Origin of the sequence: Aquimarina sp. Aq78 (assembly GCF_900299525.1) — a bacterium.
Classification (GTDB): Bacteria; Bacteroidota; Bacteroidia; order Flavobacteriales; family Flavobacteriaceae; genus Aquimarina.
This window is the reverse complement of the sequence record NZ_OMKA01000023.1, coordinates 47,335-73,227: the sequence shown is the minus strand read 5'-3', so window position 1 is coordinate 73,227 and position 25,893 is coordinate 47,335. Positions and strand designations below refer to the sequence as shown.

Sequence of the window (25,893 nt, the reverse complement as noted above, 5' to 3'; positions counted from 1 at the left end):
TTTCTAACATATCAATCGTTAAAGATACTATGAAATGGGGATAAAAAAAACTATCTGCTACAGTATCTTTACCTTTTCAGGCTTTACTTCTTGTATTTTAATGCTTCCGAACGACCTTTTTTAAAGATCTTATTACTATTTCCTTTACCTTTTCGTAATGCTTTTTGTTCTTCAAATGATAGCTTATTAACTTCCATACATTCTGTCGAACAACAGTTTTCTAGTTCTGTTGCGCAATTCTCACATTGTATAAACAATAGATGGCACGCTTCATTTTCACAATTTACATGTGTATCACACGGTGTACCACATTGATGACAATTAGCTATTATATCACCAGAAATACGTTCTGCTCTTCTATGATCAAAAACAAAATTTTTGCCTAGGAATTTATTTTCTAAACCTTGAGCTTCTACTTGTCTTGCATATTCTATAATACCTCCTTCTAATTGAAATACATTTTTAAATCCTTTATGCTTATAATATGCACTAGCCTTCTCACAGCGTATACCCCCGGTACAATACATTACTAGTTTTTTATCCTCTTTATGATCTTTAAGATCTTCTTCGATAATATCCAAAGAGTCTCTAAAAGTATCTACATCTGGTGTAACAGCTCCTTTAAAATGACCTATTTCACTTTCATAATGATTACGCATATCTACCAGTACAGTATCTGGATCTTCGATAAGTTCATTAAATACAGAAGCATCAACATGAACTCCTTTGTTGGTTACATCAAATGTGGCATCATTTAATCCATCTGCCACAATTTTTTTACGAATTTTTACTTTTAGCTTTAAAAAAGATTTTGCGTCTTGCTCTCGTGCAATATTGAGACGTACATTTTCAAGAAAAGAAATACTATCCAGGTGTTTTTTAAAAGCTTCAAAATTTGGTGCCGGAACAGATAATTGCCCATTTATACCTTCTTGGGCTACATAAATACGCCCCAAAACCTCGAGTTCGTTCCAATGAATAAAAAGGTGATTTCTAAAAATTTGTGGATTACCAATATGTGCATATGTATAGAAAGATAGCGTAAGTCGGTCTGTACCGGCTTCATCTATAAGAGCTGCTCTCTCTTTTGCACTTAATTTGTTGTACAGTTGCATGCTATACTTACGTTTTAAGTTAAAAAGAAACTATTTATTTTTTGCAAAAATACAAATCATAAAGTAATATCCAAAGAATGTTATTTGAGTTTTAGTATGGTCAAAAATTTCGTTATCATCTCTAATCCTATTTTTTTGTTAAAAAAATCTCAGTCCTGAAAAATGAAACTCGCAACCTATACTTTTATCCGAAGTAATTCATCTTTTCGCGAAAGATAGACACAAACCTTGAGTGTCATTAAATGTTCAAGGAACATAAATTCTTTAAAAGAAATTATAATGAAAAGCTTAAAAAATCTAATGGGCGCAAAAGTGCTTAACAAAAGACAACAACAGATCATTAATGGTGGATATATTACCGGAAGCGGTAATTGTGATGATTATTCTGCAATTCCATTATGCAAACCTAGAGACACAGATAATTCAGATAATGCAAATCAATAAATTCTAATTTCTGAATATAAAAAATGCCTTGAAACTTATTTCAAGGCATTTTTTGGGCTAATTCGTTATTAAATAATTTAACGATTAAAAAATATAATAACGAAGCTAGCCACCTTCTACTATACAATTACTAATTTTAGTAATTGTGCAGCCATCAAGATTATGTCTTACGACCTTTTTAAGAAATTTCATTTCTCTCCTTCCTTCTGCCTTTGTTCATGTTTGCTTTTTATGTAGATGCTATAAAAACAAAAGGGTTGCGCTATACTTATAAAAAAATATTTAATCGATATCTAGCACCAACTTAAAAACTCTAAATCTTAAGATAAAATACAGGCATTCGTTGTTAATAACGATTTTAGAATCCATATCTCAACTACAAAAAGAAATAGTACTTTAGCAAAAAGTTTATTATCAATGTCAAATCCCGATATATTTGAACAACAAATGAGTACAGAGAAAGACGCAAAATTAAAAGCATTAAAACTTACCCTTGATAAATTAGATAAAGCCTACGGAAAAGGAACTGTAATGAAAATGAGTGACAGTTCTGTACAAGAAGTAGATGTAATCTCTACAGGCTCTCTTGGTTTAGACCTTGCATTAGGTGTTGGTGGGTATCCCAGAGGAAGAGTTGTTGAAATTTATGGCCCAGAATCTTCTGGTAAAACAACACTTACTTTGCATGCTATCGCCCAGGCACAAAAAGCCGGTGGTATTGCAGCATTTATTGACGCAGAACATGCTTTTGATCGTTTTTATGCAGAAAAACTAGGTGTAGATATAGACAATTTGATTATTTCTCAACCAGATCACGGTGAGCAGGCCTTAGAAATCACTGATAACCTGATCAGATCTGGGGCTATTGATATTATTGTTATTGATTCTGTGGCAGCACTTACTCCTAAAAGTGAAATCGAAGGCGAAATGGGAGATTCTAAAATGGGGCTTCATGCGCGATTAATGTCTCAGGCGCTTCGAAAATTAACTAGTTCAATTAGCAAAACCAATTGTACTGTTATTTTTATTAACCAGCTTCGTGAAAAAATCGGGGTAATGTTTGGAAATCCTGAAACGACTACTGGTGGTAATGCTTTAAAATTTTATGCTTCGGTACGTTTAGATATTCGTCGTTCTACACAAATCAAAAACAGTAATAGCGAAGTACAAGGTAACAAAACACGAGTTAAAGTAGTAAAAAACAAGGTAGCACCGCCTTTTAGAACTGCAGAATTTGATATCATGTATGGAGAAGGTATTTCTAAAAATGGAGAAATTATTGATATTGGTGTAGATTACGAGATTATCAAGAAAAGTGGTTCCTGGTTTAGCTATCAAGACACCAAATTAGGACAAGGACGAGATGCAGTGAAATCTTTACTTAATGATAATCCAGAACTTATGGAAGAACTTGAACAAAAAATCAAAGAAGCCATAAAAATTGCAAAAGAATAAAACTTTCTTAATAAAAATACTAAAATCCCGAAGCTTCGGGATTTTTTTATACCTTAAAAGCAACCTTATCTACATTAGAGCATCTACCTAATGGATGAGTTATATGATCTCTCAAAACCCCAAGAAAATGAGAAGGATAAAAATAGTTTTAACATTTTTACTAGTAGTTATCTTAACTGGATGTTCTGATGACGACAATGGGACAAGTTTCTTTTATGAATTAGCTACTGTACAGGAGGCTTCGCTACCTGATCAGTTTAATCGAGAAGAAACCTATACAATTACTGTGTCTTATTTTAGGCCAACAGATTGTCACTCTTTTGCAGGATTTGATTATGACAGACTAGGAAATGAACGAACTGTATCTGTTGTCAATTTGGTAGTTAATCAAGGTAATTGTAAAGATTTAGAAACGACAGATCTAGTCGAGGTCTCTTTTGATTTTCTTGTAGGAAATGAAGATTCTTACATCTTTAGATTCTGGCAAGGAAGAGACGAAAATGGAGACAATCAATTTTTAACCGTAGAAGTACCCGTATTATAAATTAAACCCGTTTTATACATTAGAAAATGGGTAAACTAAAAATAGTTGTTAGTGGGTTTAGACCAACTCATAAAAAGATGTAAGAAAAAAAATGCTCAGGCACAGGAACAATTGTATAGACTATACAGTAGTAAGCTATTTTCGATTTGCTTAAAATATTCTAACGATGCTTCGAGTGCAGAAGATACCTTGCAAGATGCTTTTATAACCATTTTTGATAAAATCGGTCAATATAAAAACCAAGGTTCTTTTGAAGGGTGGATAAAACGAGTAACTATTAATACAGCATTACAGAAATATCGAAAACAAAAAGTTTTTGATATCATTAATGAAGAACAGATTGAAGAAGTTGAAGTTGAAGTCGATGAAGAAGAGATTTCTCTAGATTACCTCTTAGAAATTATACAACAACTCCCTGATCGATATCGATTAGTATTTAATCTTTATGTGTTAGACGGTTATTCTCATAAAGAGGTTGCAGAGATGCTAGAGATCTCTATAGGAACCTCTAAATCGAATCTTGCGAGAGCAAGAAATATTTTAAAAGAAAAATTACAAACCAACCAAGAACTATATGTTCGACCAATTGAAGAACGAAGATGAATGATAAAAAAAATATAGATCGTTTATTTCAGGAAAAATTCAAGGATTTTGAAGTCATTCCCGATGAAATAGTGTGGGAAAAAATAAAGGCACGTCAAAACAAAAACAAAAAAAGAATTTTTCTGATTCCATTTTGGTATAGAGTTGCAGGTGTTGCAGCGTTAATTGCACTTATATTTGGTATAAGCTCTTTGCCTTTAAATAATGGGCTACAACAAAATAATACGATCACTGATTCTGATACTCAAAATACAATTGAACAGACCAAAACAATACCTGATAAGCAGGTTAAGCCTCCTACAGAAAATGTTATAGTAACTTCAGAAGAAAAAGAAACCAATCCTGTTGACAAAAAAATAAAAACCACTAATCAAGATCAAGACAATGATGCTGGTCAACATAATTATTTTGAGCCCTCTGTAACAAAAGAAAATGCGGTTGCTAAAACTTTGAAACAAGTACCTTCACAATCCAAAAATAGTGATCAATTAGATCCTACTTCGCATTCTGCAACTAAAAATCGAGTCGTAGATCATACCAGAACAAATAATACCAGAACCGCACAAACTCCTTTTAAGGAAAAAGAAAATCCTATTGTTATTCAAGAAAACACAATTGAGAAAACCACTATTGCTAATCAACAAAATAAAAGATCTACTCCAGAAAAAGAACATCCTCTTTTTACAGCACCTAAGGAGAAAGACAATACGAATACTCAAGGTTTAGCAGAAAAGAATAGTGATAGCGATATAAAAAACAAAACTCCAGAAGAAGAAGTTGAAGAAGTTGAAGAAGTTGAAAGCCTAAATGATAATGGTAAGAAATCCATTTTTGATGTTATAAATCAAGAAGAGGAAGAAGAAATAGCTGAAGAGTCATCATCAACCAAAAAATGGAATGTTGCTCCTAATGTCGCTCCCGTATATTATAGCTCTATCGGAAGCGGGTCTTCTATCGATTCTCAATTTGCAGATAATAATAAAAACGGACAAGTAAATATGAGTTATGGAGTGCATGTTTCTTATGTTATAAATAAGAGGTTTAGTGTACGTTCTGGAGTAAACAAGGTAGATCTTAGTTATAACACAGAAGGTGTTGGTTTTTCTCCTTCTGCGGTAGGTCAAAATCTAGAAAATGTAAGCTATAATTCTACCGCTGGAGCAATTTTGATTTCTGACATCGGAAATGTAAGAAATACTGATGTTGGGTCTGAGTCTTTAGATATTAACAGAAATGCGATAGAACAAAAACAAAATGCAGGATTACTTAATCAAAGTATTGCCTATTTAGAAGTTCCGTTAGAAATGAAATATGCCTTGGTCAATAAAAAAATTGGCGTAAATATGATTGGAGGTATAAGCACATTATTCTTACAGGATAATGAAATCTCTATAGAAGCCGGTGACTTTGAAACTCCAATAGGTGAAGCAAGTAATCTTAATGATGTGAGTTTTAGTGGTAATATAGGATTGGGTGTTGATTATAAAATATCAGATCAATTTGAGATTAATCTTGAGCCTATTTTTAAATATCAGTTTAATGCATTTAATGATAATGCCAATAATTTCAAACCCTACTATTTTGGGGTATATACTGGAGTAAGTATTAAATTTTAAGAAATATAAAGATTTTTTAGTTGGTTAGGTAGTTATTGCTATAAAACCCGGCTTATGTATTAAAAAATCTATTACAATTTCCAACTACTGCAAAATATAGCGCTTCGCTACATTTTTAAGTATAACCATAGCTATGCTATGCTGAAACTAATAAAATGTTATATTTTATGGTAATTGAAACCTTCATAACGAAGTTTTAATACATAAGCCGGGTTAAAGCAATGATGAACAAAGCCGTTTCTGGGGAGAAACGGCTTTAGCTTTTTATAAGGTAAGACCAGATTCTAATGTCTTTAAAATCAACCCTCTTATTTCTTCTTTTAGTTCTTTTTTATGTTCATGTGTTAATCCTTCTGTAGGGATTTCTTTAAGAACGCGCCCCCTCATAATTCCTGGGCTTCCGCTAAAAAAAGTATATGAAAATCGTTTTTTATTATCAAGAAATGCTAATGGTACTATAGGGATTTGGTGATCTATCGCCAGTCTGAAAGCCCCGTCTTTAAATTCATCCAAAATAACAGATTCATCATCTGGTACACCTCCTTCAGGAAAAATACAAATACTTGTACCACCATGTAATCTTGCTTGTGCACGATCAAATACTTCTTTTCTGCTTCGCTGGCTATTACGATCTACCAATATACAAGTACGTTTATAGAAAAATCCAAAAACCGGGATTTTAGCCAGCTCCTTTTTCCCTACAAATACAAAGGGATTTTTTATAGCATATAGCATTAGCATGATGTCGGTCATCGAGGTATGATTAGCAACAAACATGTAACTTTTTTTACGATCTGGTTCTGCTTCTTTGGTAATCTTTGGTAGAAAACCTGATCCATACAACACGATTTTTGCCCAAAACCTAGCAACTACAAAAAACTGCGGATACCATTCTTCTCTTGACGAAAACACCAATAATAAAGGAAACATAATAAGTATAGGAATACCCATAACGATATAAAACCAAATACGCCACAGTAGGATAAGTATGTTTCTTAGTATATGCATCTCTCCAAAAATACACAATTGGTTTGAGCTATGTGAACAAAAAAATTACCTTTGCCGAAAATAGTATGGTTATATACCTAAAGTATAAAGTAAACAGAAGGCAACTTATGATATTATAATCTGCAAACTGTGTACAGAGAATTAAATACAGAGTTAATTTTTATAAACTAAACTAAACGGTACCTAACCAAAACTTAAGGCTTAAACTATAACACAGATCAATATATCACTATGTCCAGAATTCTAACAGGAATACAGAGTACAGGCACTCCGCATTTAGGAAACCTATTAGGCGCTATCATTCCGGCAATCCAAATGGCCAATGAGCCAGAAAACGAATCGTTTTTATTTATTGCCAATATGCATTCACTTACACAAATCAAAGATGCCAATACATTACGAGAGAACACCTACTCTACTGCTGCTGCCTGGTTAGCTTGTGGACTGGATATAGAAAAGACTGTTTTTTATCGACAAAGTGATATCCCACAGGTAACAGAATTATCTTGGTACCTAAGTTGTTTTTTTCCATATCAGAGATTAACACTTGCACATTCGTTTAAGGATAAAGCAGATCGTCTCGAGGATGTAAATGCTGGATTATTTACATATCCTATGCTAATGGCGGCTGATATTCTGCTTTATGATGCAGAAATTATTCCTGTAGGAAAAGATCAATTACAACATCTTGAAATGACTCGTGATGTAGCTTCTCGAATGCACAATCAAGTAGGTGAAATGTTTGTAATACCTGAAGCCCAGGTGCAAAAAGAAACCATGTATGTGCCGGGAACTGATGGTAGCAAGATGAGTAAATCAAAAGGAAATATCATTAACCTGTTTTTGCCAGATAAGAAACTACGTAAACAGATTATGTCTATTGAAACTGATAGTACTCCACTAGAAGAACCAAAAGATCCAGATACTTGTAATTTATTTGCCTTATATAAGCTTATCGCTACTACAGAACAACAAGAGGAAATGCGTAAGAATTATCAAGGTGGAAACTACGGATATGGACATGCAAAGCAAGCTTTTTATGAATTATTGATTGAAAAATTTGCTACCGAACGCGAACGCTATGCTTATTATATGGATAACCTTAATGAAGTAGACGAGGCTCTGGCCATAGGAGCCAAAAAAGCTACTTCTATTGCCGATACTGTATTAGCAAGAGTTAGAGAAAACGTTGGGTATTAGATGTAAGTTGATTATAGTTTATAATTTGTTACAAAGCTTAAAAGAAGTAATGTTATAAAGCCTTTTAGTTAAAAAAATGCCAATCCAGATCTATCAAAGAAGCGTTGGGAGTACTAACTTCGATAAACCTGACTTGACAATCGCATAATGGGGATTTTGTAATAAGTCAAAATAAGTTCATCATTTTACCTTTAGGATTACATTATATGTCTTGTTTCTTTTATTAAAAATAACAGGGTATTTGCCTGGTTTGATGACATTGCCCTTAAGTCCTAGTTTTTTTAAATATACTTTGTCTAAAATCACTGTGTTTTTAAGATGAAACATACTGGGTTCTGCTTCCAGAGTTTTAGAATCTCTATACATCATGTTATTAGGCTTATAAAACTGTAGCCCTAAAATATTTTTGTTCATAGCAAATGGTATTGCTTTTGTATCTGATTTGATCGTCAATTTCAATACATCTTTAATAGAATTAAACACTCTCGGATCTACGTTATCATATATACTCCAAGGGTCATTGTACACCCAGTCACATTTAATTATTTTACAAAGATTTAAATAAACAGGTCCTGGTGTAATCGGGTTAAAGACATTTGGTAAACACTGTATCTGTGCACATACCCCAATTACAGACCCACTTGAATCACATCTACATGTCCTATCTCTATCATCGCAAATTTGTTTATCAAGCGTTAAACTATATATACAAAGTCCTCTTTGGGAGGCTCTGGCTTTTTTAGAAGTGTTACCATCAATTTCTTTTACATCTTCTGCGGTTTGTTCTTCTATATTGTTTTCTTGCTCACAGGCACATAGGGTGATAAGCAATACAGCCACAATATTTAATGCTACTTTTTTCATGATCAATACGGTTTTAATAAGAGTTATTATTTTGTTTGCCCCAACATTTTAAGATCAATTGATCGAATACAGTAAAGTTATAAAGCACTATATCTTAATAGTATCATAGATGTAACGAATCCTAAAAAATATGTAACATCGAAATAAGGGGGGATTTACCCCCTCTTTTTAAAGGGGTTAAAACTAGTTTTAATCATTATTTTGAATGAATAATGGTCAAAACATATAACTCATATAAAAAAAAACTAATACATCTCATACGGGAACCCGTAAGAACTGTAAGAATTTTCGTCGTAATTTAAGATCAGGGAAAATTCTTAAGAACATGTTTAAAAATCATGTGAATCGAAAATCACTAGTTTCTAGGAAGTACACTTTTTAAACAATTTCTTAATTGCGGGATCAATACCTATACCTAGAATAAAGTATACATATAGGTTAGTTTTTTAACAATTTTTAGTGCTACAAACATGAGATATATCTATTCGTATATCCTATAAGCTAGTATTTGAATTTATCATCTTTAGCCATCTTCAAAAATGACTAATCTCCTGTTAGCAAAAAACAGCAGGTATCTTTATTTAGTTAATCATTTGATCTTAAAATGTTGACCCAAACAAAGCAATTCTATTGCAATATTAAAAACCTTAAAACCTGATAGTAACCCAAAAGAAGAGAAAACATGAAAATATAAATTAAAAATCAATAGTCATGACAGAGAAAAAATTATACGAACGGTTAATGCGTTACAAAAGCAAATATGGTGTAACCCAGGAAATGTTACAGCATTACAAATGGGCTGTAGAACTACTTAAGCAAAGGCAACTTACAGTGAATGGTAATAACCAGAAAGAAGGGGTTTAAACAATCATAAGTAGTAACAGAATTAGTCTTGCTATAAAAAGTACTAGTATATAATATGAAACAGGTTTTTTATTAGACTTGCTTGGGATCTGAAAGTAAATAATTATTTTCTAGAAACATTTCTGTATATTATACTATGCTGAAACATGTATCAAACAAAAACGGGTGTTTTGGTTTTTTTAGCTACAAAGTAATTCGATATATTAGTCAATCCAAATAAAGAAAATTACACTATTATGATTCTGAAAAGAGGTCATTCTTTGGCGCCGATTTATCAAACATATGATTTTAATGATTTTTTGATCGGCACCAGTAATTATCAAAACCCAATTGAAACTGGTGTTTGGCATTCTCATGAAAAACCGGTTATCAGCCTTGTTCTTTATGGGACAAATACAGAATACCGTAAAGGTAGGGAAGTAGAAAGAGTTGGTGGATCTATAAATTACTATAATTCATATGAATTACATAGAAATGTCTACACTACCTTTCCTTCTAAACATATCAATTTGGAAATAGATGATACTTTTTTAAAAAAATATGACTTTACAGAAGAATCACTTGCGCTAGCTGTGGCAAAAAATTATAATGCTCGTTTCACTTTTATAAAATTAATGAATGAAGCAAAAATTAATGATTTGCAATCTTATAACGCAATAGAGATGTTATTTGTCGCTTTTATAGAAAACTCTCTTAATTTTAAGGATGAAATATTATTTCCAAAATGGATGTTATCTGTTAGAGATCTTTTAAATGACAGGTGGGACGAGAATATTTCTTTAAAAGAAATTGCCGACAAGGTTAATGTACACCCTACAACAATTTCTAAGAATTTTAGAACTTACTTTCAATGCACATTAGGTGAATATTCTCGTAAATTAAAAATAGATCGATCACTTGATCTGTTAAAATCTAAACAATATTCACTTACCGAAATAGCATACATATGTGGTTTTTCTGACCAAAGTCATTTTACTCGGGTTTTTAAATCTATTTCTGGTTATCTACCAAAAGAATATTCCAAAGTTTAGCTTAAAGTAAAAACCACTGCCAAAAAATAAAAATCTATTAAAAGGTATATCGACAGCTGACATACGGTTGTCACTACTCTATTTTATTTTTGTTTCAAATTAATCCACTATTTATAATGGCAGAATTATTGAAACATGTTTATACTCATGAGTTTTTTGAAAAATTTACAGCGGCTCTTCAAAAAATTGTTCCGGATTTTGATGCTTCATCTTTTTTTAAGCAAATTTTTGATTCCGAATGGCCAAACAAAGAATTGAAGCAACGAATGCGACATATTACCATCGTATTGCAACACCATTTATCTCTCGATTATATCAAAAACGTAGATATTCTATTAAAAGTTATTAGACAACTTCAAAAGGACGGTATTAAAGAAAATAGTTTTGAGTATATGTTTCTTCCGGATTTTGTAGAATATTACGGGATGAGTCATTATGATGCTTCTATACTAGTAATCGAAAAAATTACTCAATTTACCAGTTGTGAATTTGCAATTCGTCCTTTTCTGATAAAGTATCCTAAAAAAGGAATACTACAAATGAAGAAATGGTCACAGCATAAACACCCTATGGTAAGAAGGTTATCATCTGAAGGTTGCAGACCTCGTTTACCCTGGGCCATGGCGCTTCCATTCTTAAAAATCGATCCAACATCTATCCTTCCTATTCTCGAGAATCTAAAAAATGATACCTCAGAATCTGTACGAAGAAGTGTCGCCAATAATCTAAATGATATTGCAAAGGACAATCCCGATATTGTTATTGGCCTCGCAAAAGAATGGTACAAAAAATCAAAAGAAACCGATTGGTTAGTCAAACATGGATGTAGAACCCTTTTGAAACAAGGAAATGTAGAAATCATGAAATTATTTGGCTTTGGTAATATTCAAGATATCAAAATTGATAAATTACAGATTCTTACACCAAAAGTTAAGATTGGAGATAGGTTAGAATTTACTTTTCAACTTAATAACACCGGCAATTCTGCATCTAAGTTACGATTAGAGTACGGGCTTTATTATCAGAAAGCTAATGGAAGCTTGTCTAAAAAAGTTTTTAAAATAAGTGAAAAAATATATCCAGAGAAATCAATAACTATTATTAATAGAAAGCAGTCTTTTAAAATAATTACGACAAGAAAATTTCATACAGGATTACATCAATTGTCCATCATTATTAATGGGAATGAGTTTGAAAAATACAATTTTGAACTTATCACCTAAATAGGTTTTTCTTTAGTATTTTTACATAGATAACATTTTGCAACTCTTAAAATGAAGCGATATGTGGACAGAACGGTTAGCATTTTATGACAAGCTTATAGATACCAATACAAATTTCGAAAGAAAAGGAAAAACAATGCCTTATACATCTGTTAATGGCCATATGTTTTCACAATTAAATAAAGCGGGTGAAATAGGTCTTCGACTTTCTAAAGAACAAGGAACTCAATTCATGCAAGAACATCAAACTACCGTTTTCAAATCCTATGGCGCCGTAATGAAAGAGTATGTATTAGTTCCCGAAAAATTGATGCAAGATTTTGGGCTACTTTCCTCCTATCTTAATGATAGTTTTACCTACGCAAAATCATTAAAACCTAAAGATTCAAAGAAATAAACATGATTACTCCTTGGTTATGGTTTTATTCATTGACTGATATGTTGTTCCTCATTTTTATTCTATTTTAAATTTCCATTTTTTTAAACCACCAATTAGAAATAGTAAACCAATAATTACAGCTACAACAGATTGAATAGTTTCAGGTATTGTAGTTGTCTGTTGGCTTATATTATACAATTGTTCTGCAATCCCACGAAAAAGATATATAGAAGCAATTGTATAGATACCAAATTTTAAGAAAGGAAGTTTTTTAATTTTTTCGCTTGCCGAGAGTCCATAAAACCCAAAAATTAAAAAGATTAGTGCAACAAAAACCGTTAGCAAGTATGGAAGAGAAAAATGAATTTGAGTAAGTGCTTTCATTTCTTCTAGTACTCCAGTTTTTTCAAACATTTGTTCGGGCCAAATAAGTCCGATTAAATGACCTATACCAATTACTATATTTATGTATCCACCTATTTTAAGCATTAGTCTTTGATTTTTTAATTCCAATAATTCCTAATACTCCTATAGGTAACAGTAAACCCCATTGAGGTGCTAGTATTGACTTATATACACTTGAAAAGATAAACGCGAATGAAAAAGCGATGTATAAATAACTTATGAAAGAAACTAACTCTATGTTTGCTTTCTTTGTTGTGTTAAATCCATATTTAAAATAGAGTATTGAAGAGGCAAATAAAATACTAGTAGCCATATGCCAAACCCCCAATAATTCAGTTTTTATTTGCAGGTCAGTGTCGCTTTCCATAAAAGGATTAATCAAATCTAATTGACCTCCAATTAGGTGCAGGATTGCAGTAAAAATGTTAATTGTTCCTGCAATTATCCAGTATTTATTTTTCTTCATTACGTTGTTTATTTGATGTGTTATGTATTTTATTACTATTGTAGAGCATATAAATCGCATGGGGTAGCATTAAGAAAGTCATGCCTGAAAAAGGGATCATATACACCCCAATGAGCACGATTATCAAATATACCCACATGAAGTTTTTGGGAATTTGTCCATTCGTTTTCTCTGTATGGTTTACTAGAAGTCCCATGGGGATAAGTAGAAGTCCGAAATAGAAAAACCAAAATGCTGCAAAATTTTCATAATTCATTTGTCCATCGAGTAAAGGAAATTCAAAAAGCCCTTCACTTATTTTGAAAAAAAACTTGTCTGCAAATCCTGAAAACTGTTTCCAAAACGCCCATGATGAAATTCCTAGTAGTGAGTGAATAACCCCTAAGAATATTAATATTTTTCCGTTTATTATTTTCATATAGTTATAAAGTGTTTTAATTCCTTTTTTACCTCTACGAGATAATTTTTGGATTGCTTTTTGTTTTTTAGCATTTCATGATACCCTATTAAGTATTTGTAAAAAATACTTGCTTTTATAACCGCATCTTTCTTAGAATACCCAATTTCCTGGAACAACTCAGTTGTGAATTCCAATCTTCTATTGTCAATTTCGTCTATGATATATTGAACTTCCTTATTCTTTATAGCATAGCGTTTTAAGAAAAATATGAATTCTAAATAAGGATCGTTCTTAAAGGTAATTTTCAAAAATTGTTCGATTTTTTCTTCCGAAGATTTTGTTTTTTCAGTCTGCTCTATAATCTGATCTGTTTCTGAAGTAATCCAAAAATTTATAAGCTCATTGATGAAGTTTTTCTTGGATTTAAAATGCCAATAAAAGCTTGATTTGTTACATTCTAACTTTTTGGCAATCTTTTCGATGACAATACCAGAAATTCCTTGCTCAGAAAAGAGTTTGTATCCCAATTTTATCCAATCATTTCTTTGTACTATTACTTTTGGCATTATTAGACGGTTTCGTTTAAAAAAACAAATATACAATAAAACCTTTATTAAACGATATCGTTTAATAAAGGTTTTATATTTAGTTGAAGATAAAATAAGGGGGATCAGAATGATCTTCGGCTTTCTAAAGAACAAATTTCATGCAAGAATACAAACGACTGCATTCAAATCATATGTGATATTAATACATGAATATGTATTCGTGTTCAAAAAAAATAAGGAAATTTAAGGTAAGAAAACTTAGTCAAAGTCTTTGGTAAAGAAATCTTTTGGAGATATTTCAAAATATTGACAGATTTTAAAAAGTGTTGAAAAAGAAATATCTCGCTTACCTTGTTCAATTCTTCCGAAGTGAATTCCGGTATCATTAAGCGCGTCTTCTTGGGTCACATCTTTTTTTGACCTCAATTCTTTTACACGTTTAGCTAATATATTAAGTAGCTCTTTTTTGTCATATTCTTCCACAATGGAAAATTCAGCTTAATAAAACACAATTTCAATTACCGATCGGTAATTTTTTATTACATTTGTTACATCAGATGATAATGCATGACCCAAGAAGAGTTATATCAATATATGTTAGCCTATCAAGAGGAGCATCAGTTTTGTAAAAAAGACCAAAGCAATTTTATTGCTTTACTAGAAGCACTTAAGCCTGGTAGCACTGATTCGACATCATCAGAGCTTTCAAGTACGTAAGCATGTGCAACATTTCTATGGATGAATAAAAGATACTAATATCAATATAGTTTTTAACAAAAATCAATGTTTATGACAGAGAAAAAACTTTATGAGCGTCTTATGCTTCACAAAAGTAAGTATGGTATTACCCAGGAAACACAGCAACATTATTTATGGGCACTAGAAACATTACAAAAAAACAATGCTCCCCGCGAATCTCATCAGAAACTTTAGCCTACAAAGAGCCCGTATATTAAATACGGGTTCTTTTACTTTGGTAAGTGGCTAACTTCTTGATGCTTTTTTGAATAAATGAATTTAAGGGTAGTTTCATATCCCAAATCGGGATCATCATATTCAATGGTAATTATCAGGTCTCCATTTTTGACCGTCACATAAGATTTATTAAATAATAAAATTTCACTTTTATCATACATAAAATAAAAAATACCATCTGATTCTTTTTTCCAACTCCCATGGGTATCTTCTGTATCCTTTATACATTCTCCTCCTGTTCCAAAATCATCATAATAATTTTTCTCAATAAACCTACCATTCTTTAACACTTCTAGAGTTGTCATTTTTTCACAAGAGGAAAGCGGGAATTCTTCTAATGGCGCATTCTCTTCTTCATTACTGAACTCTTGCTTCAATTGCCATATGCCAACTATCATAATATTAGAAGCATTAGAATCACTCTTTCCGCAAGAAGACATTCCAAAAAGTATCAAGACCAAAAACGTAGCATAAGCCGGTAAAAGTCTCTTCATATGTTGTATTTCCAATTACAGCTACAAAAATCAGAAAAATACTTCTTATTAACAAATAATTAACGTTAAAATGTGTATTTTATCGATTATAATAGCTTTTTATCGATGCTTTTTAGTCTCATTTATTAATCATAGCTTACAATTAAAGTTAGAATTAAATGGTTATTTATAAGAGACAGTATCAAAAAAACTTCCTAAATCAAGGACTATCACTGAAAACCGGGTAGTATACACCTTGTATTACATCTATCTTAGTTTATCATTAATCCCACTCCTTAATAGTGGTATGCTATTATCTATCTCACAAATCTTTACATCAAAACTTAAATTCTTAAAAATCAAATCATGCCAAAAAAAATTTTAAAAACAATTGCTGTACTAATGCTGACTATTTTTATTAATAACTGCGAAAATGATGATACCTGTTTGGATGCTATCACAGAAGAATCGTTAGACCTTAAACAAATCTCCCCTGCTGAAGAACCTTCTACAAAAGCAACAACCAATAATTGTGTTTATTGGAGTATTGAAAGCTACGAAGGCCCTGTATGGTTTGATTTTAGAGCAGGAAGAAAAATATATCCTTATGTAAATACTATTATAAATACCACTGAAACATCTTGTGATGGAGCATGGATAGCCACAGGAGGTTTTAAAATTATAGAAAGCACTAAAAGAAAAGCACGTGTTAAAAGAATCAACCAAAATAAAGGTACAATTCAGTTTATCAACGGCAGTCTAACTGGATATCTGATGGAGTTTGATGATTTTGTCCCTAACGGATCTTCAGCTCCATGTCCTAATGAAAGCAATACCTCTATGTATAAATCAGATATAAGATACATGAATGCCGGAAGTTATGTTCCCGAATATACCTACTCCTGGAAAGTTGTAAATTATGGTCGAACAACTCACCATTCTAACCAGACTGTTATTAGAATGCCTTGGGGGCGTTCAACAGTGACTCTTAGCGTATCCTTAAATGGTTGCATCACCCAAACAAATACACAAAGTTATTTCATTGGTAATAGTAATCCAGGGGGACCTAGACCTCCACGAGATAGAAACTAATCACTTACAGAGAAACTCTAGATTATGATAATATATATTAAAGAGATTTTTTAAGTATAATATTACAAAAACATTTTGCTATGAAGTTCATAGCAAGATGTTTTTAATCAGTACAATAGTATAGCTACTTCACCAAAATCCCACGTTGGTCCATTACCGGTAGGTCCTGAAAAGCATTTTCGTTTATAGTATGTTTTCTAAACAGGTATTTTTTATCATACAATTTACTGTCTGCAAAGAAGGTGACAACAAATTCATTATTCATCCCAAGTAATTCTTCCTGAAGCATTTCGATTTTGGCAGAGGATTTTGCTTCCATCGTTCCTATACCATGACGCAGTAACGAGGTTTTTCGATCGCCTTCATATCCTTTGGTCACCACCAAAACCATTTCTATAGCAGTATCGCGATCATTAATAATATAGGAGTTCCAATGCTGAGCAAGAAATTCCTCATCCCATTCTTTGATCACTGCAATATAAACACCTTCTACAACAGGTATTTCTATATCTTTCTTCATGCTTATTACCCTATAGTGAAGACTTAAATTGTTCTAAGAAACGTACATCATTTTCGCTAAGCATTCGAATATCGGACACTCCATATAATAAGAGCGCTATACGATCGATTCCCATCCCAAATGCAAAACCACTATATTCCTGAGGATCTATATTACAATTTTTAAGCACATTTGGATCCACCATTCCACAGCCCATAATTTCTAACCAACCAGTTCCTTTGGTCATTTTATAATCGGTCTCTGTCTCTAATCCCCAGTACACATCTACTTCTGCACTAGGTTCGGTAAACGGAAAATATGATGGACGCAATCGAATTCTTGATTTACCAAACATCTCTGTAGTGAAGTATTGAAGTGTCTGTTTTAGATCTGCAAATGACACATCTTTATCAATATATAATCCTTCTACCTGATGAAAAAAGCAATGTGATCGTGCAGAAATCGCTTCATTACGATATACTCTTCCTGGAGAAATTGTACGAATTGGCGGCTTATTATTTTCCATATATCGTACTTGAACCGATGAGGTATGAGTACGTAACAAAATATCAGGATCTGTTTGAATAAAAAATGTATCCTGCATATCTCGTGCCGGGTGATATTCTGGTAAATTAAGTGCTGTAAAGTTATGCCAGTCATCTTCTATCTCAGGGCCTTCACTTACATTGAATCCTATGCGAGAGAAAATATCGATGATTTGATTTTTTACCAAAGAAATAGGATGCCTGGATCCTACAGCAATAGGCTCTGCGGGTCTTGTAAGATCACCATAGAGTCCCTTTTCTTCGTTTTTAGATTCTAATTCATCTTTTAAGGATTTTACCTTTCCTTCTGCCGCCACTTTAAGAGCATTAATAGCTTGTCCAAATTCTTTTTTCTGGTCACTAGCTACATTTCTGAACTCTGTAAAGAACTCATTAATCAATCCTTTTTTACCCGAAAACTTAATTCGAAATGCCTCGACATCTTCTTTAGTTTTGGCTTTAAAACTATCAACTTCTTCTATATACTCTTTAATCTTATCAATCATCACTATTTTCTTAATAGAACGGCAAATTTACGCATTTTAGGTTAATGGAATAGTACATTGAAGTATTTTGATTCAAATATTATATCTGATAAAAATCAGATATATCATATTGATCATTAATTTTTTTAAAAAGAAAAAAAGCTCTTATATTTTTAATTCCATTTCATACTGATCAACTATGTTATTAAGATCAATCGAATTTAGGTAGTTTAATTTATCGAGAAGTCTTTCGTCTACATTATTAATTTTTATGGTTTTACAAATACTTTGGATTCCTAAAAACAAATGACACCAACCTGATTCATTTTGATTTAAGAGATCAAATTGAGCCAAATATCCATTTACTGGATTTATAACAAAGTAGGATTCTGGAATTTGATCTTCCAAAACTTCAAAATATCTGTAATTTCCATCTTTAATTGAGTTTTTGTGATTGTCCCAGGAATAGCATTCCTGATTGGGTAAATTTATCGTATCGAATATAGTATAATCAATTTCATTTAACTCAATACTTCGCTTATTCTCAATATGTATTTTGCCTTTAAAACATTTATAATTTTTGCATTTCTTAAAACCGATGCTTTCATAGGATTTAATGGCAATCACATTCTCTTTTATGACTTCTAAAGAACATTTAGTAATACCATTTTGTTTTAAATCTTTAAGTGCATATTCGTAGATAGATTTTACTATTTTTTTTCCTCGATACTTAGGAATTACGCCTGTCCCCGTATTAAAAGCAATTATATCTCCGTTTCGTTTATCAATTCCATTAATAATGAATCCAACAAGTTTCTCATCGTCAAACATACCATAGGATAAATCAAAGCGAACTTTGGCATTACCCCATCTTTCTCTATAATACTCTAGATTCGTAGGCATTTCTACGAAGTAGTTTTTAAATGAAATTAGAAAGCAATCTATTATCGATTTAAACGCGACTTTTTCTAAACTTCTAACCACCATATTATAAATCTATCTGTATTTGTTCGACATGATTATCTTATCAAAATAAGCAATCTAAATATAATAATCTTAACGATTATCATACGATAATGATTTCATAAATTTGGAATAATTATAACCCCAGTTGTTTTTCTAAAATTGAATAAGGTAATAATCCATTTTTTAAAATGTTTTTATGAAATTCTTTAAGGTTAAAATTTTGATTTTTTTCGAGTTCTAATTTCCACTGAAGTATCTTATTAGATCCATATTTATACGTGATAACTTGTACTGGCCACCTTTTCATCCTAGCTATTTCGCGAAAAGCAATATCATCTTGTCCTTTGATATATTGCTGCCAAAATTTTAATGCTTTTTGGTCACTCCAGCCATAATAATTAAGGCCCACATCCAATACAACTCGTACAGAGCGAATAATATCCCATTCCCATTTTCCTAATTCGTCATATATATTTTGGTATGCTCCTATTTCTTTTCCTATTTCTTCTACATATGCAGCCCATCCTTCTGCGACTCCTCTATATCTAAACATCTTTTGAATATCAGAACGGGGTAATAAAGTTTCGACCATTGCCTGATAATGATGCCCTGGCATTCCTTCATGAATGTATAACCAACCTACTTGCCTCTTATTAAAAGATGTATTGAAATAGTTATAATAAAAGGTGCCATTCATATAAAACCCAGGAACCTGAGATAAATTTTTATTGGTCCCTTGTTTGATTTTCACTTCTGGAATTCTATCCAAAAACGGAAATATTTCTGGTAATTTGTTTGCTACGGTTTCTCTGATCTGAAAAAAGCTCTTTTGAACCATTTTAACATTAGAATAAAAAAATGCTGAATCCTTAATATGTCTACCAAAACCCAGGCTATCCATCCCGGATTTGATTTGTATTTCTTTGATTTTTGAGCTTACCTTTTCTATTTCTTCTACCCCCAATGCATATATCTGATCTGGTGTCGTTTCTTTATCTACCCACTTTTTTAGAAAATACTCGTACCAATCTTTTCCATTTGACACATCAAATATTTTGGTGGTTGGGATACTGTCTCTAATCGTATTTATCCACTTTTTTTCGATATGAATTCTCTCTAGGTTAAGCTGACATTGATAAAGCAATACTTCATAATCCAATCTATCCTGATCAGACAATTGATTTTTCTTAACCTTCTGCAAATTATTTTCTAAGGAGATAAATACTTCTTCCTGTTTTTGAACAGATTTCTTATCTCTAATGTTTTTGAGATTTTCTACAAAAGAAAGTTCTAGTCCCGGAAGATCTAGTTTTTTATAATCCTTTATAAATTGTTTGGTTATAGTTTCCCATTCTATAGATTGGCTTTCCGTTTTGTTATGGCAACTAAATAGAACAAACACAAATACCTGTACTATAATTTTTATATATCGATTTACCATGTTCCTTTGATTTTCAAACCTGTTTTTAATACAATGATACTATGGATATCCTACGATAGTTTGTACAATCTTGCTATTTTATATATTGCGAAGGAGGCATTTTATAATATTTTTTAAACCTTTTAGAAAACGAGGATAAATCTGTGTACCCAAGTTGATATGCTATCGAAGTTAAAGAAATCCTGTCATCATGCAATAGTTCTTTGGCTTTTTCCATTCGTAACTTTTCCTGCATTTGTAATGGAGTCATTTTAAAACAAATTTTAAAAACTCTGGCAAAATGATACTTAGAGATTCCAGATATACTGGCAAGAGCACTTAGTGGGATTTTATGGGAATAGTATAAATGAATATATTCTCTTGCTTTAAAAAGTTTTGAGACGAGAAGCTTTTGTGTGTGAATCTTTGTTGTTATCTTCTGTAAAGAATCCTCAATTATGGCTAAATCTTTTTGAAAACTGAGTAAATCATCTTTAAAATTAGTAATAATTCTAATAGGCTCTTGCACAAAATCATATCCTGAAATAGTATTAGAAAAATCGTATAAAGATTTGCCTAGTGCTATAGATAAAGTTCCCGAAAATGGTTGATTAAATAATAAATCATTTTTCAAAAAATCTGATATCTCTATATCTAATAATCCTGGATTTATATCTAAACAAAAACCTTTGGTATTTATATTCTTAGAATATACTTCATAGTCTACATTTTCTCTCAGGATAATAAACTGACTCTTATATACATCTAATTGATTTCTATTTGTTTTATAATGTTCCTTTCCTTCTACCACATATTTTAAAGCAATACCAGTAGTTTTACCATTGTAAATTGCTGGTATACTACTTTGGGAGAAATTTATTTTCCCAAAATCTCGATGTTGGTATCTGGTTTGGTTATCGATTCTTTTTACATATTGAAATCAGGTAACTAAATATACTATTAAAATCATAAAAGGTTGCCTATACTATATACTGACTTACCAAAAAATAACTTACAATTGCTTCTTTCATCAAAACAGATTGCTCACCTGCTTTAAGACCCGGTAATTGTTCTTTGACCATATAGTGTGGCCAACCATCATCGTCATAGTAATCAAATTCATAATATCCATAAGGCTCTAAGAGGCGACATATGGCAATATGCATTAAGTCTAATTTTTCTTCTTTTTTAAATTTACGATGTAGTTGACCTAATTCCTGTACTCCAATTAGATATATAATTCCATCAAGATCTAAATCTTCTCCATCTGCAAACTGATCTGACAGTTTTTTTACCAGGTTCTCCCATCGTTCTTTTAATTTTTCGTCTCTTGCCATTGTCATTACTCAATTATAGTTGTCAAATGTAACTTTAGGTATTTAATAAGAGTTCATTTTTAAACAGGATAGATTAGATTAATAGCTCGAATACTGTCAATCATAATTTCACCAGCCGGATCTTATCAAAAAGTTAAGCGCTACAAAAGTAACGCTTAACCGAAAAAAACTAACAATAAATAAAAGGGAATCTGTTATAATTCCCATAGAACACCTATTCCTCCATATTGGTTTCTATAATTTCTGAAAGAACGGGCGTCTATATCTGTATAATTTGTACTCCTCACTCTAGAATATAGCGTTGCTGTTAATGAAAATCCATTTCCGATTTCGTGTGAGGCATTTACCTGAAAATTTACATATTGATATTTAAGATTTTCTCCTATTAACATCTCGGTATTTCTAGCTTCGATTTCTTTATATTTTCTTGTAATATAGGAGAGCGATGTACGCACTTTGGTTATTTCGCTTTTATATACCATATTGAGTCCCGGGCCAAACTGACTAAATCCAGAACGTCCGGTAGAGTTATCAATTCTTGCATAGTATACAAAATTGGGCTTTATTTTAAATTTTTCGCTAAACGGTAATTCATAAAACAAACTTCCTTTTGCATAATCCCAATCTCTTTCACCATCTGTATCTATTTCACTGGCATTAAAGGTGTCATACTTTCTTTTTTTGAAATATGTATCTACCCCTATTTTGTGTTCTAATCGATTTACTTCAAAGGATTGAACGCTCGAAAATTGAACTCCAAACTCGTCAAATTGTAAGTCTCTTATTCCAAAAGCATCAAAGTCTTTGAAATTATAAAACCCTTCTAGTGTCATCTCATTAGCATTAAAAGGTATAAACTTTATTCCTGCAGTGGCTCCATAGTTTGTATATCCTAGTGGATTAATCAAGACATCCTGATCTCCTCCCAAACCTTCTCTATTCATTCGTTTAAATCTAATTTCTGCTAAAAAAGTAGCTTTTTCTGTAAATTTGTGATCATATTTTACTCTCGAACCTAAACTCCAATAACTGTCATCAAAATTCTCATAGAATATTCTCGAAAAAGGATTTAAATATAATCTCACTCTATTTTTTTTCCATTTATAGCGATATTTATAATCGATCGAGATGTCTTGATACACACTGCTTGATATCAAATCTTCTTTTGTAAGTATACTATCATTCACTCTTACTTCTTTAGGGCTTTTAAAATAATTGTATTCATATCCTCCCTGTGTTTCGATATCCAAAGTGTTTTTACTTTGTGAAAAACTTAAAGAGTATATAAATGATATGACCGCAGTAAGTATTATATTTCTTTTTTCCATTACAATTTTTCTTCTTTTGTTTAATGAGTTATTTATATAGCTCGTTTTATTACTTCTTTTAATCCCGTTTTATTTACTAGTTGAATTCCAAGGCCTGGTCGAACATTAATTTCCATAATTTGTGGGCCTTTATTTTTATCTATCACAATATCAATCCCCAGATAGTTTAATGGAAATGCCTTAGCTGTTGCAACAGATATTTCCAAAATTTCTTTCCAGTATGGTATGGGGGTACCATTAACCAAAAATGTACTATCTGGGTGATGATTGCTATATTCTTTACCGTCATACACTTCTAATAATCTTCCTTCTTTCATGTCTACACCTATCCCTACTCCATTTTGGTGAAGATTGGCTTTGCCATCAGACCTATCTGTCGGCATCCTTAACATCCCCATCAAGGGTGTTTTATTAAGCGTTATAATTCTAAAATCTGGGACTCCCTGGGGATATATCTCACAAAAAAAAGGATGTGGTTCTATACATTCTTCTACAAGTACTCTATCGTGAGAACCTAATGAAAAGAATCCCATAATGATAGATGCCATATGTTGAAAAACCTGGCGATCGGTAATTATTTCTCCATTGCTAATCCAATTATCATTCTTATCTTTTTTAAGAATTTTGATCCCACCACCTCCACTACCATTAGCTGGCTTAATTGCAACAGAATTATATTGTTGACAAGATTTCCATGCTTCCTTAATATCACTATTATATTCGATCACAGCATAGGTTTCTGCACAAGGGATATTATATTGATGTAAAATTTCTTTGGTAAGTACTTTATCATCAGCCAGAGGGTAATGTTTCTTTGGATTATTAGGATAAATGAGTCTTATATTTCTCTCATTTAAACCAATTACGCCAGATGCTGCTGTTGATTTCTTATTGAAAATTATTGAGAACATATTCGTGTCTTTTACTATTATCTTTTTGTTTGCTATAGAAACAGGTGAGTCTTTATATACCCTACCTAAAAAGGGTGATTTTTTATTTTTCTGCTTTCAAAAGCGGCTTGAACCTAAACAACTCTATCCATCGTATCCCAATGTATCTTCCTAACAACGTGGATGATGCTATGATTAAAAGAGATATTTCTGGGAATAAAACCAGAACAGACGGCAACCATGACAAGGATAGTATGAGATAAGAAATTGATGTCGCTATTAATGTTTGAAACAATTTATCTATGGCCTTTATATAACCATCTTCCAGAGTAGAGCGAGAGAAACGTTCTGCAGAAATCGTAAGAATAATAATAGGGAAAAATGTTAGTTTTGTAAGCCATTCTATGTTATTCCTAATTCCAAAATGTGTTGCCAAAAGGATCACAGATACCATTGTGGTGAGTGAGATTACCAATTTTGGTGTATATAACAGCCCTAGGTTATCAAAAGGATAAGATATTAATCCAATGAACGTGATAAGTCCAACGAAAATTGCAATTCCAGAAACGAAACCTGTATGCAACAAAGAAAAGGCAATCAATACAGGTAGGAATACTCCAAAAGTTTTTAATCCAACAATATTTCTTAAAAAAGCAACCAAAAATCCCCCAATAGGTAATAATAATAAAAGATGTAAAGCTCCTGATGGTATTACATTTTTATCGATAAGATGCCAAAGAGAGAAACCAGGTAGATCATGAAGTTCTTCAGAATTCATTTTTAAGAAAGAAATATGATTTACCTCATCCATCTTATATGTATAATCAAACTGAATACCTGTAGTATGAGTAATCAAAGATTTATCTCCTCGATAAAGCTCTAAGTAATTAGCAGGCAAATACCCAAAATGATTATTTAATGCATCAAAAGGAACCCATGTTTCATTAATCAATACTTCTGTCCAGGCATGTGATGTTCTTTTATCTGTATTTTCTACTATAATCCCTCCCCTTATTCTTGCGGGATACCCTAAATTTCTACTTAAAGCCACGAATAATCTACTTTTACCATTGCAAGAAGCTCTATTCTGTTCAATTGCGGTTACGGCATCTGTGAGTGTAATGATTGGTGCCGAAGGAATAGCATATACGTAATCAAAAATATTTTTGATTACTTCTTTATCATTTTTGGTGTTTTGTCCCAGTTGAGTCGCTAATTCATTGATAATTTCGTTATCAGATTGAATATTCTGAGTAGGTTTAAGATATTTTCTATACTTGCCTGATGCAACATTAAAGACTTTCGGAATTCTAAAATTTCTACCTTTTCCTTCGAAAACAAATTCATAATCCACAGAATGATATGTGTTTTTCTCCTCGGTGTTCCAAATTGCTCTTAAATTTTCGCCAATTTCTTCTTTCTTAGTAAAAGACAAAGTAGTGTCATTTTTGATGCTTTCTTTAGAAATTCTTTGCCTGGGGTTGCTACTGGGTATGTATGTTTTTAATGAAGTGTTTTTATCTCCTGATTTAAAAAAGAACTTATAGTTTATTTTATAAACTTTTTCAGGATTAAAATTATCATAATTATTAAGAATTGGTTTTATTTTGAGCCCTATTGAGATTATGGCAATTATTGAAATTAAAGTTAATGCAATTTTAAGATTTGTTTTCGAATTCATAATCAGCTATTTTTGGATTAATAACAGGCGGGAACCA

30 protein-coding genes are annotated in these 25,893 nt (G+C 31.8%); 12 read left to right on the top strand and 18 right to left on the bottom strand.

Translation table 11 applies throughout. The features are described from left to right. Positions 1 to 83: 83 nt before the first annotated feature. Positions 84 to 1,115 carry a rhodanese-related sulfurtransferase gene (locus DG435_RS13540; RefSeq protein WP_106791602.1) on the bottom strand — a complete coding sequence of 344 codons (1,032 nt, stop codon included), beginning with the start codon at positions 1,113 to 1,115 and terminating at the stop codon, positions 84 to 86. A 279-nt stretch (positions 1,116 to 1,394) separates the two neighbouring features. Between DG435_RS13540 and DG435_RS25570 the strand changes: the two genes are divergently transcribed. The 5 genes from DG435_RS25570 (at position 1,395) to DG435_RS13520 (ending at position 5,777) form a co-directional block, all read left to right on the top strand. Beyond that, positions 1,395 to 1,559 carry a hypothetical protein gene (locus tag DG435_RS25570; protein ID WP_159025477.1) on the top strand — a complete coding sequence of 55 codons (165 nt, stop codon included), beginning with the start codon at positions 1,395 to 1,397 and terminating at the stop codon, positions 1,557 to 1,559. A gap of 447 nt (positions 1,560 to 2,006) precedes the next feature. Then, positions 2,007 to 3,014, top strand: coding sequence for a recombinase RecA (gene recA / locus DG435_RS13535; protein ID WP_024769681.1), 1,008 nt, complete (start codon positions 2,007 to 2,009; stop codon positions 3,012 to 3,014). 127 nt (positions 3,015 to 3,141) lie between these two features. Continuing rightward, complete coding sequence (locus tag DG435_RS13530) at positions 3,142 to 3,558, top strand: lipoprotein (protein WP_159025478.1); 417 nt, start codon at positions 3,142 to 3,144, stop codon at positions 3,556 to 3,558. Positions 3,559 to 3,609: 51 nt separating this feature from the next. Further along, positions 3,610 to 4,161, top strand: coding sequence for an RNA polymerase sigma factor (locus DG435_RS13525; RefSeq protein ID WP_106791604.1), 552 nt, complete (start codon positions 3,610 to 3,612; stop codon positions 4,159 to 4,161). After that, entirely contained in the window at positions 4,158 to 5,777 is a 1,620-nt protein-coding gene (locus DG435_RS13520) for an outer membrane beta-barrel protein (RefSeq protein WP_106791605.1), read from the top strand. Before DG435_RS13525 ends, DG435_RS13520 begins: the two co-directional genes overlap by 4 nt. Before the next feature lie 264 nt (positions 5,778 to 6,041). On the opposite strand, the gene DG435_RS13515 is transcribed toward DG435_RS13520, so the two are convergent. Then, entirely contained in the window at positions 6,042 to 6,785 is a 744-nt protein-coding gene (locus DG435_RS13515; protein WP_106791606.1) for a 1-acyl-sn-glycerol-3-phosphate acyltransferase, read from the bottom strand. A gap of 231 nt (positions 6,786 to 7,016) precedes the next feature. Between DG435_RS13515 and trpS the strand changes: the two genes are divergently transcribed. Next, positions 7,017 to 7,985, top strand: coding sequence for a tryptophan--tRNA ligase (gene trpS / locus DG435_RS13510; protein ID WP_106791607.1), 969 nt, complete (start codon positions 7,017 to 7,019; stop codon positions 7,983 to 7,985). A 180-nt stretch (positions 7,986 to 8,165) separates the two neighbouring features. Here the strand turns inward: trpS and DG435_RS13505 are convergent, their stop codons facing one another. Continuing rightward, entirely contained in the window at positions 8,166 to 8,849 is a 684-nt protein-coding gene (locus tag DG435_RS13505; protein WP_106791608.1) for a hypothetical protein, read from the bottom strand. Between the two features lie 711 nt (positions 8,850 to 9,560). Here DG435_RS13505 and DG435_RS25565 point away from each other — a divergent pair. From DG435_RS25565 to DG435_RS13490, 4 genes are all read left to right on the top strand, one after another. Continuing rightward, positions 9,561 to 9,713: a hypothetical protein gene (locus DG435_RS25565; RefSeq protein WP_159025479.1), complete on the top strand. Its 153-nt coding sequence runs from the start codon at positions 9,561 to 9,563 to the stop codon at positions 9,711 to 9,713. Positions 9,714 to 9,949: 236 nt separating this feature from the next. After that, entirely contained in the window at positions 9,950 to 10,744 is a 795-nt protein-coding gene (locus tag DG435_RS13500; RefSeq protein WP_106791609.1) for an AraC family transcriptional regulator, read from the top strand. Positions 10,745 to 10,860: 116 nt separating this feature from the next. Beyond that, positions 10,861 to 11,967, top strand: coding sequence for a DNA alkylation repair protein (locus DG435_RS13495; RefSeq protein ID WP_106791610.1), 1,107 nt, complete (start codon positions 10,861 to 10,863; stop codon positions 11,965 to 11,967). A 61-nt stretch (positions 11,968 to 12,028) separates the two neighbouring features. After that, positions 12,029 to 12,364, top strand: coding sequence for a hypothetical protein (locus tag DG435_RS13490; protein ID WP_106791611.1), 336 nt, complete (start codon positions 12,029 to 12,031; stop codon positions 12,362 to 12,364). A gap of 57 nt (positions 12,365 to 12,421) precedes the next feature. On the opposite strand, the gene DG435_RS13485 is transcribed toward DG435_RS13490, so the two are convergent. The 5 genes from DG435_RS13485 to DG435_RS13465 all read right to left on the bottom strand — a co-directional run bounded on the left by DG435_RS13485 (position 12,422) and on the right by DG435_RS13465 (position 14,648). Continuing rightward, a complete protein-coding gene (locus DG435_RS13485) occupies positions 12,422 to 12,835 on the bottom strand; it encodes a hypothetical protein (protein WP_106791612.1) in 414 nt (137 codons plus the stop codon). Next, complete coding sequence (locus DG435_RS13480; protein ID WP_106791613.1) at positions 12,828 to 13,217, bottom strand: hypothetical protein; 390 nt, start codon at positions 13,215 to 13,217, stop codon at positions 12,828 to 12,830. The genes DG435_RS13485 and DG435_RS13480 overlap by 8 nt, the downstream gene beginning before the upstream one ends. Further along, positions 13,204 to 13,635 (bottom strand): DUF6463 family protein, encoded by a 432-nt coding sequence (locus DG435_RS13475; RefSeq protein WP_106791614.1) that lies wholly within the window; start codon positions 13,633 to 13,635, stop codon positions 13,204 to 13,206. The genes DG435_RS13480 and DG435_RS13475 overlap by 14 nt, the downstream gene beginning before the upstream one ends. Beyond that, positions 13,632 to 14,183 carry a TetR/AcrR family transcriptional regulator gene (locus DG435_RS13470; RefSeq protein WP_106791615.1) on the bottom strand — a complete coding sequence of 184 codons (552 nt, stop codon included), beginning with the start codon at positions 14,181 to 14,183 and terminating at the stop codon, positions 13,632 to 13,634. Before DG435_RS13470 ends, DG435_RS13475 begins: the two co-directional genes overlap by 4 nt. A 240-nt stretch (positions 14,184 to 14,423) precedes the next feature. Further along, positions 14,424 to 14,648, bottom strand: a complete 225-nt coding sequence (locus tag DG435_RS13465; RefSeq protein WP_024769698.1) for a helix-turn-helix domain-containing protein — start codon at positions 14,646 to 14,648, stop codon at positions 14,424 to 14,426. Between the two features lie 306 nt (positions 14,649 to 14,954). On the opposite strand from DG435_RS13465, the gene DG435_RS25560 reads away from it, so the two are divergent. Further along, complete coding sequence (locus DG435_RS25560; RefSeq protein ID WP_159025480.1) at positions 14,955 to 15,098, top strand: hypothetical protein; 144 nt, start codon at positions 14,955 to 14,957, stop codon at positions 15,096 to 15,098. A 35-nt stretch (positions 15,099 to 15,133) separates the two neighbouring features. On the opposite strand, the gene DG435_RS13460 is transcribed toward DG435_RS25560, so the two are convergent. Continuing rightward, positions 15,134 to 15,634, bottom strand: a complete 501-nt coding sequence (locus DG435_RS13460) for a hypothetical protein (RefSeq protein WP_106791616.1) — start codon at positions 15,632 to 15,634, stop codon at positions 15,134 to 15,136. A 345-nt stretch (positions 15,635 to 15,979) separates the two neighbouring features. Between DG435_RS13460 and DG435_RS13455 the strand changes: the two genes are divergently transcribed. Then, on the top strand, positions 15,980 to 16,705 hold the full coding sequence (locus tag DG435_RS13455) for a hypothetical protein (protein ID WP_106791617.1): 726 nt from the start codon (positions 15,980 to 15,982) through the stop codon (positions 16,703 to 16,705). 124 nt (positions 16,706 to 16,829) lie between these two features. Here DG435_RS13455 and DG435_RS13450 read toward each other — a convergent pair whose 3' ends face one another. The 9 genes from DG435_RS13450 to DG435_RS13410 form a co-directional block, all read right to left on the bottom strand. After that, a complete protein-coding gene (locus tag DG435_RS13450; protein WP_106791618.1) occupies positions 16,830 to 17,225 on the bottom strand; it encodes a hypothetical protein in 396 nt (131 codons plus the stop codon). A 10-nt stretch (positions 17,226 to 17,235) separates the two neighbouring features. Beyond that, positions 17,236 to 18,255: a phenylalanine--tRNA ligase subunit alpha gene (gene pheS, locus DG435_RS13445; protein WP_106791619.1), complete on the bottom strand. Its 1,020-nt coding sequence runs from the start codon at positions 18,253 to 18,255 to the stop codon at positions 17,236 to 17,238. 144 nt (positions 18,256 to 18,399) lie between these two features. Continuing rightward, positions 18,400 to 19,137 carry a GNAT family N-acetyltransferase gene (locus DG435_RS13440; RefSeq protein ID WP_234387052.1) on the bottom strand — a complete coding sequence of 246 codons (738 nt, stop codon included), beginning with the start codon at positions 19,135 to 19,137 and terminating at the stop codon, positions 18,400 to 18,402. A gap of 196 nt (positions 19,138 to 19,333) precedes the next feature. Continuing rightward, positions 19,334 to 20,641, bottom strand: a complete 1,308-nt coding sequence (locus tag DG435_RS13435; protein ID WP_106791621.1) for a DUF885 domain-containing protein — start codon at positions 20,639 to 20,641, stop codon at positions 19,334 to 19,336. Between the two features lie 73 nt (positions 20,642 to 20,714). Next, positions 20,715 to 21,431, bottom strand: coding sequence for an AraC family transcriptional regulator (locus DG435_RS13430; RefSeq protein ID WP_159025481.1), 717 nt, complete (start codon positions 21,429 to 21,431; stop codon positions 20,715 to 20,717). A gap of 169 nt (positions 21,432 to 21,600) precedes the next feature. Beyond that, positions 21,601 to 21,957 carry a hypothetical protein gene (locus tag DG435_RS13425; RefSeq protein ID WP_106791670.1) on the bottom strand — a complete coding sequence of 119 codons (357 nt, stop codon included), beginning with the start codon at positions 21,955 to 21,957 and terminating at the stop codon, positions 21,601 to 21,603. Between the two features lie 194 nt (positions 21,958 to 22,151). Continuing rightward, positions 22,152 to 23,285 (bottom strand): hypothetical protein, encoded by a 1,134-nt coding sequence (locus DG435_RS13420; protein WP_106791623.1) that lies wholly within the window; start codon positions 23,283 to 23,285, stop codon positions 22,152 to 22,154. Between the two features lie 32 nt (positions 23,286 to 23,317). Next, the gene (locus tag DG435_RS13415) at positions 23,318 to 24,196 is read right to left on the bottom strand and encodes a sugar-transfer associated ATP-grasp domain-containing protein (RefSeq protein WP_106791624.1); all 879 of its coding nucleotides are present in this window, start codon (positions 24,194 to 24,196) and stop codon (positions 23,318 to 23,320) included. Positions 24,197 to 24,278: 82 nt separating this feature from the next. After that, entirely contained in the window at positions 24,279 to 25,856 is a 1,578-nt protein-coding gene (locus DG435_RS13410; RefSeq protein WP_106791625.1) for a 7TM domain-containing protein, read from the bottom strand. Positions 25,857 to 25,893 lie beyond the last annotated feature (37 nt).

Coding starts and splice junctions, on each gene's coding strand:
- DG435_RS13450 (WP_106791618.1), bottom strand. CDS start 17,225: ATGAAGAAAGATATAGAAATACCTGTTGTAGAAGGTGTTTATATTGCA.
- DG435_RS13480 (WP_106791613.1), bottom strand. CDS start 13,217: ATGAAGAAAAATAAATACTGGATAATTGCAGGAACAATTAACATTTTT.
- DG435_RS13410 (WP_106791625.1), bottom strand. CDS start 25,856: ATGAATTCGAAAACAAATCTTAAAATTGCATTAACTTTAATTTCAATA.
- DG435_RS13415 (WP_106791624.1), bottom strand. CDS start 24,196: ATGTTCTCAATAATTTTCAATAAGAAATCAACAGCAGCATCTGGCGTA.
- DG435_RS25560 (WP_159025480.1), top strand. CDS start 14,955: ATGACAGAGAAAAAACTTTATGAGCGTCTTATGCTTCACAAAAGTAAG.
- DG435_RS13500 (WP_106791609.1), top strand. CDS start 9,950: ATGATTCTGAAAAGAGGTCATTCTTTGGCGCCGATTTATCAAACATAT.
- DG435_RS13455 (WP_106791617.1), top strand. CDS start 15,980: ATGCCAAAAAAAATTTTAAAAACAATTGCTGTACTAATGCTGACTATT.
- DG435_RS13520 (WP_106791605.1), top strand. CDS start 4,158: ATGAATGATAAAAAAAATATAGATCGTTTATTTCAGGAAAAATTCAAG.
- pheS (WP_106791619.1), bottom strand. CDS start 18,255: ATGATTGATAAGATTAAAGAGTATATAGAAGAAGTTGATAGTTTTAAA.
- DG435_RS25570 (WP_159025477.1), top strand. CDS start 1,395: ATGAAAAGCTTAAAAAATCTAATGGGCGCAAAAGTGCTTAACAAAAGA.
- DG435_RS13530 (WP_159025478.1), top strand. CDS start 3,142: ATGAGAAGGATAAAAATAGTTTTAACATTTTTACTAGTAGTTATCTTA.
- DG435_RS13515 (WP_106791606.1), bottom strand. CDS start 6,785: ATGCATATACTAAGAAACATACTTATCCTACTGTGGCGTATTTGGTTT.
- DG435_RS13440 (WP_234387052.1), bottom strand. CDS start 19,137: ATGCCTACGAATCTAGAGTATTATAGAGAAAGATGGGGTAATGCCAAA.
- DG435_RS13540 (WP_106791602.1), bottom strand. CDS start 1,115: ATGCAACTGTACAACAAATTAAGTGCAAAAGAGAGAGCAGCTCTTATA.
- DG435_RS13435 (WP_106791621.1), bottom strand. CDS start 20,641: ATGGTAAATCGATATATAAAAATTATAGTACAGGTATTTGTGTTTGTT.
- DG435_RS13475 (WP_106791614.1), bottom strand. CDS start 13,635: ATGAAAATAATAAACGGAAAAATATTAATATTCTTAGGGGTTATTCAC.
- DG435_RS13505 (WP_106791608.1), bottom strand. CDS start 8,849: ATGAAAAAAGTAGCATTAAATATTGTGGCTGTATTGCTTATCACCCTA.
- DG435_RS13460 (WP_106791616.1), bottom strand. CDS start 15,634: ATGAAGAGACTTTTACCGGCTTATGCTACGTTTTTGGTCTTGATACTT.
- DG435_RS13470 (WP_106791615.1), bottom strand. CDS start 14,183: ATGCCAAAAGTAATAGTACAAAGAAATGATTGGATAAAATTGGGATAC.
- DG435_RS25565 (WP_159025479.1), top strand. CDS start 9,561: ATGACAGAGAAAAAATTATACGAACGGTTAATGCGTTACAAAAGCAAA.
- DG435_RS13490 (WP_106791611.1), top strand. CDS start 12,029: ATGTGGACAGAACGGTTAGCATTTTATGACAAGCTTATAGATACCAAT.
- recA (WP_024769681.1), top strand. CDS start 2,007: ATGAGTACAGAGAAAGACGCAAAATTAAAAGCATTAAAACTTACCCTT.
- DG435_RS13485 (WP_106791612.1), bottom strand. CDS start 12,835: ATGCTTAAAATAGGTGGATACATAAATATAGTAATTGGTATAGGTCAT.
- trpS (WP_106791607.1), top strand. CDS start 7,017: ATGTCCAGAATTCTAACAGGAATACAGAGTACAGGCACTCCGCATTTA.
- DG435_RS13420 (WP_106791623.1), bottom strand. CDS start 23,285: ATGGAAAAAAGAAATATAATACTTACTGCGGTCATATCATTTATATAC.
- DG435_RS13495 (WP_106791610.1), top strand. CDS start 10,861: ATGGCAGAATTATTGAAACATGTTTATACTCATGAGTTTTTTGAAAAA.
- DG435_RS13425 (WP_106791670.1), bottom strand. CDS start 21,957: ATGGCAAGAGACGAAAAATTAAAAGAACGATGGGAGAACCTGGTAAAA.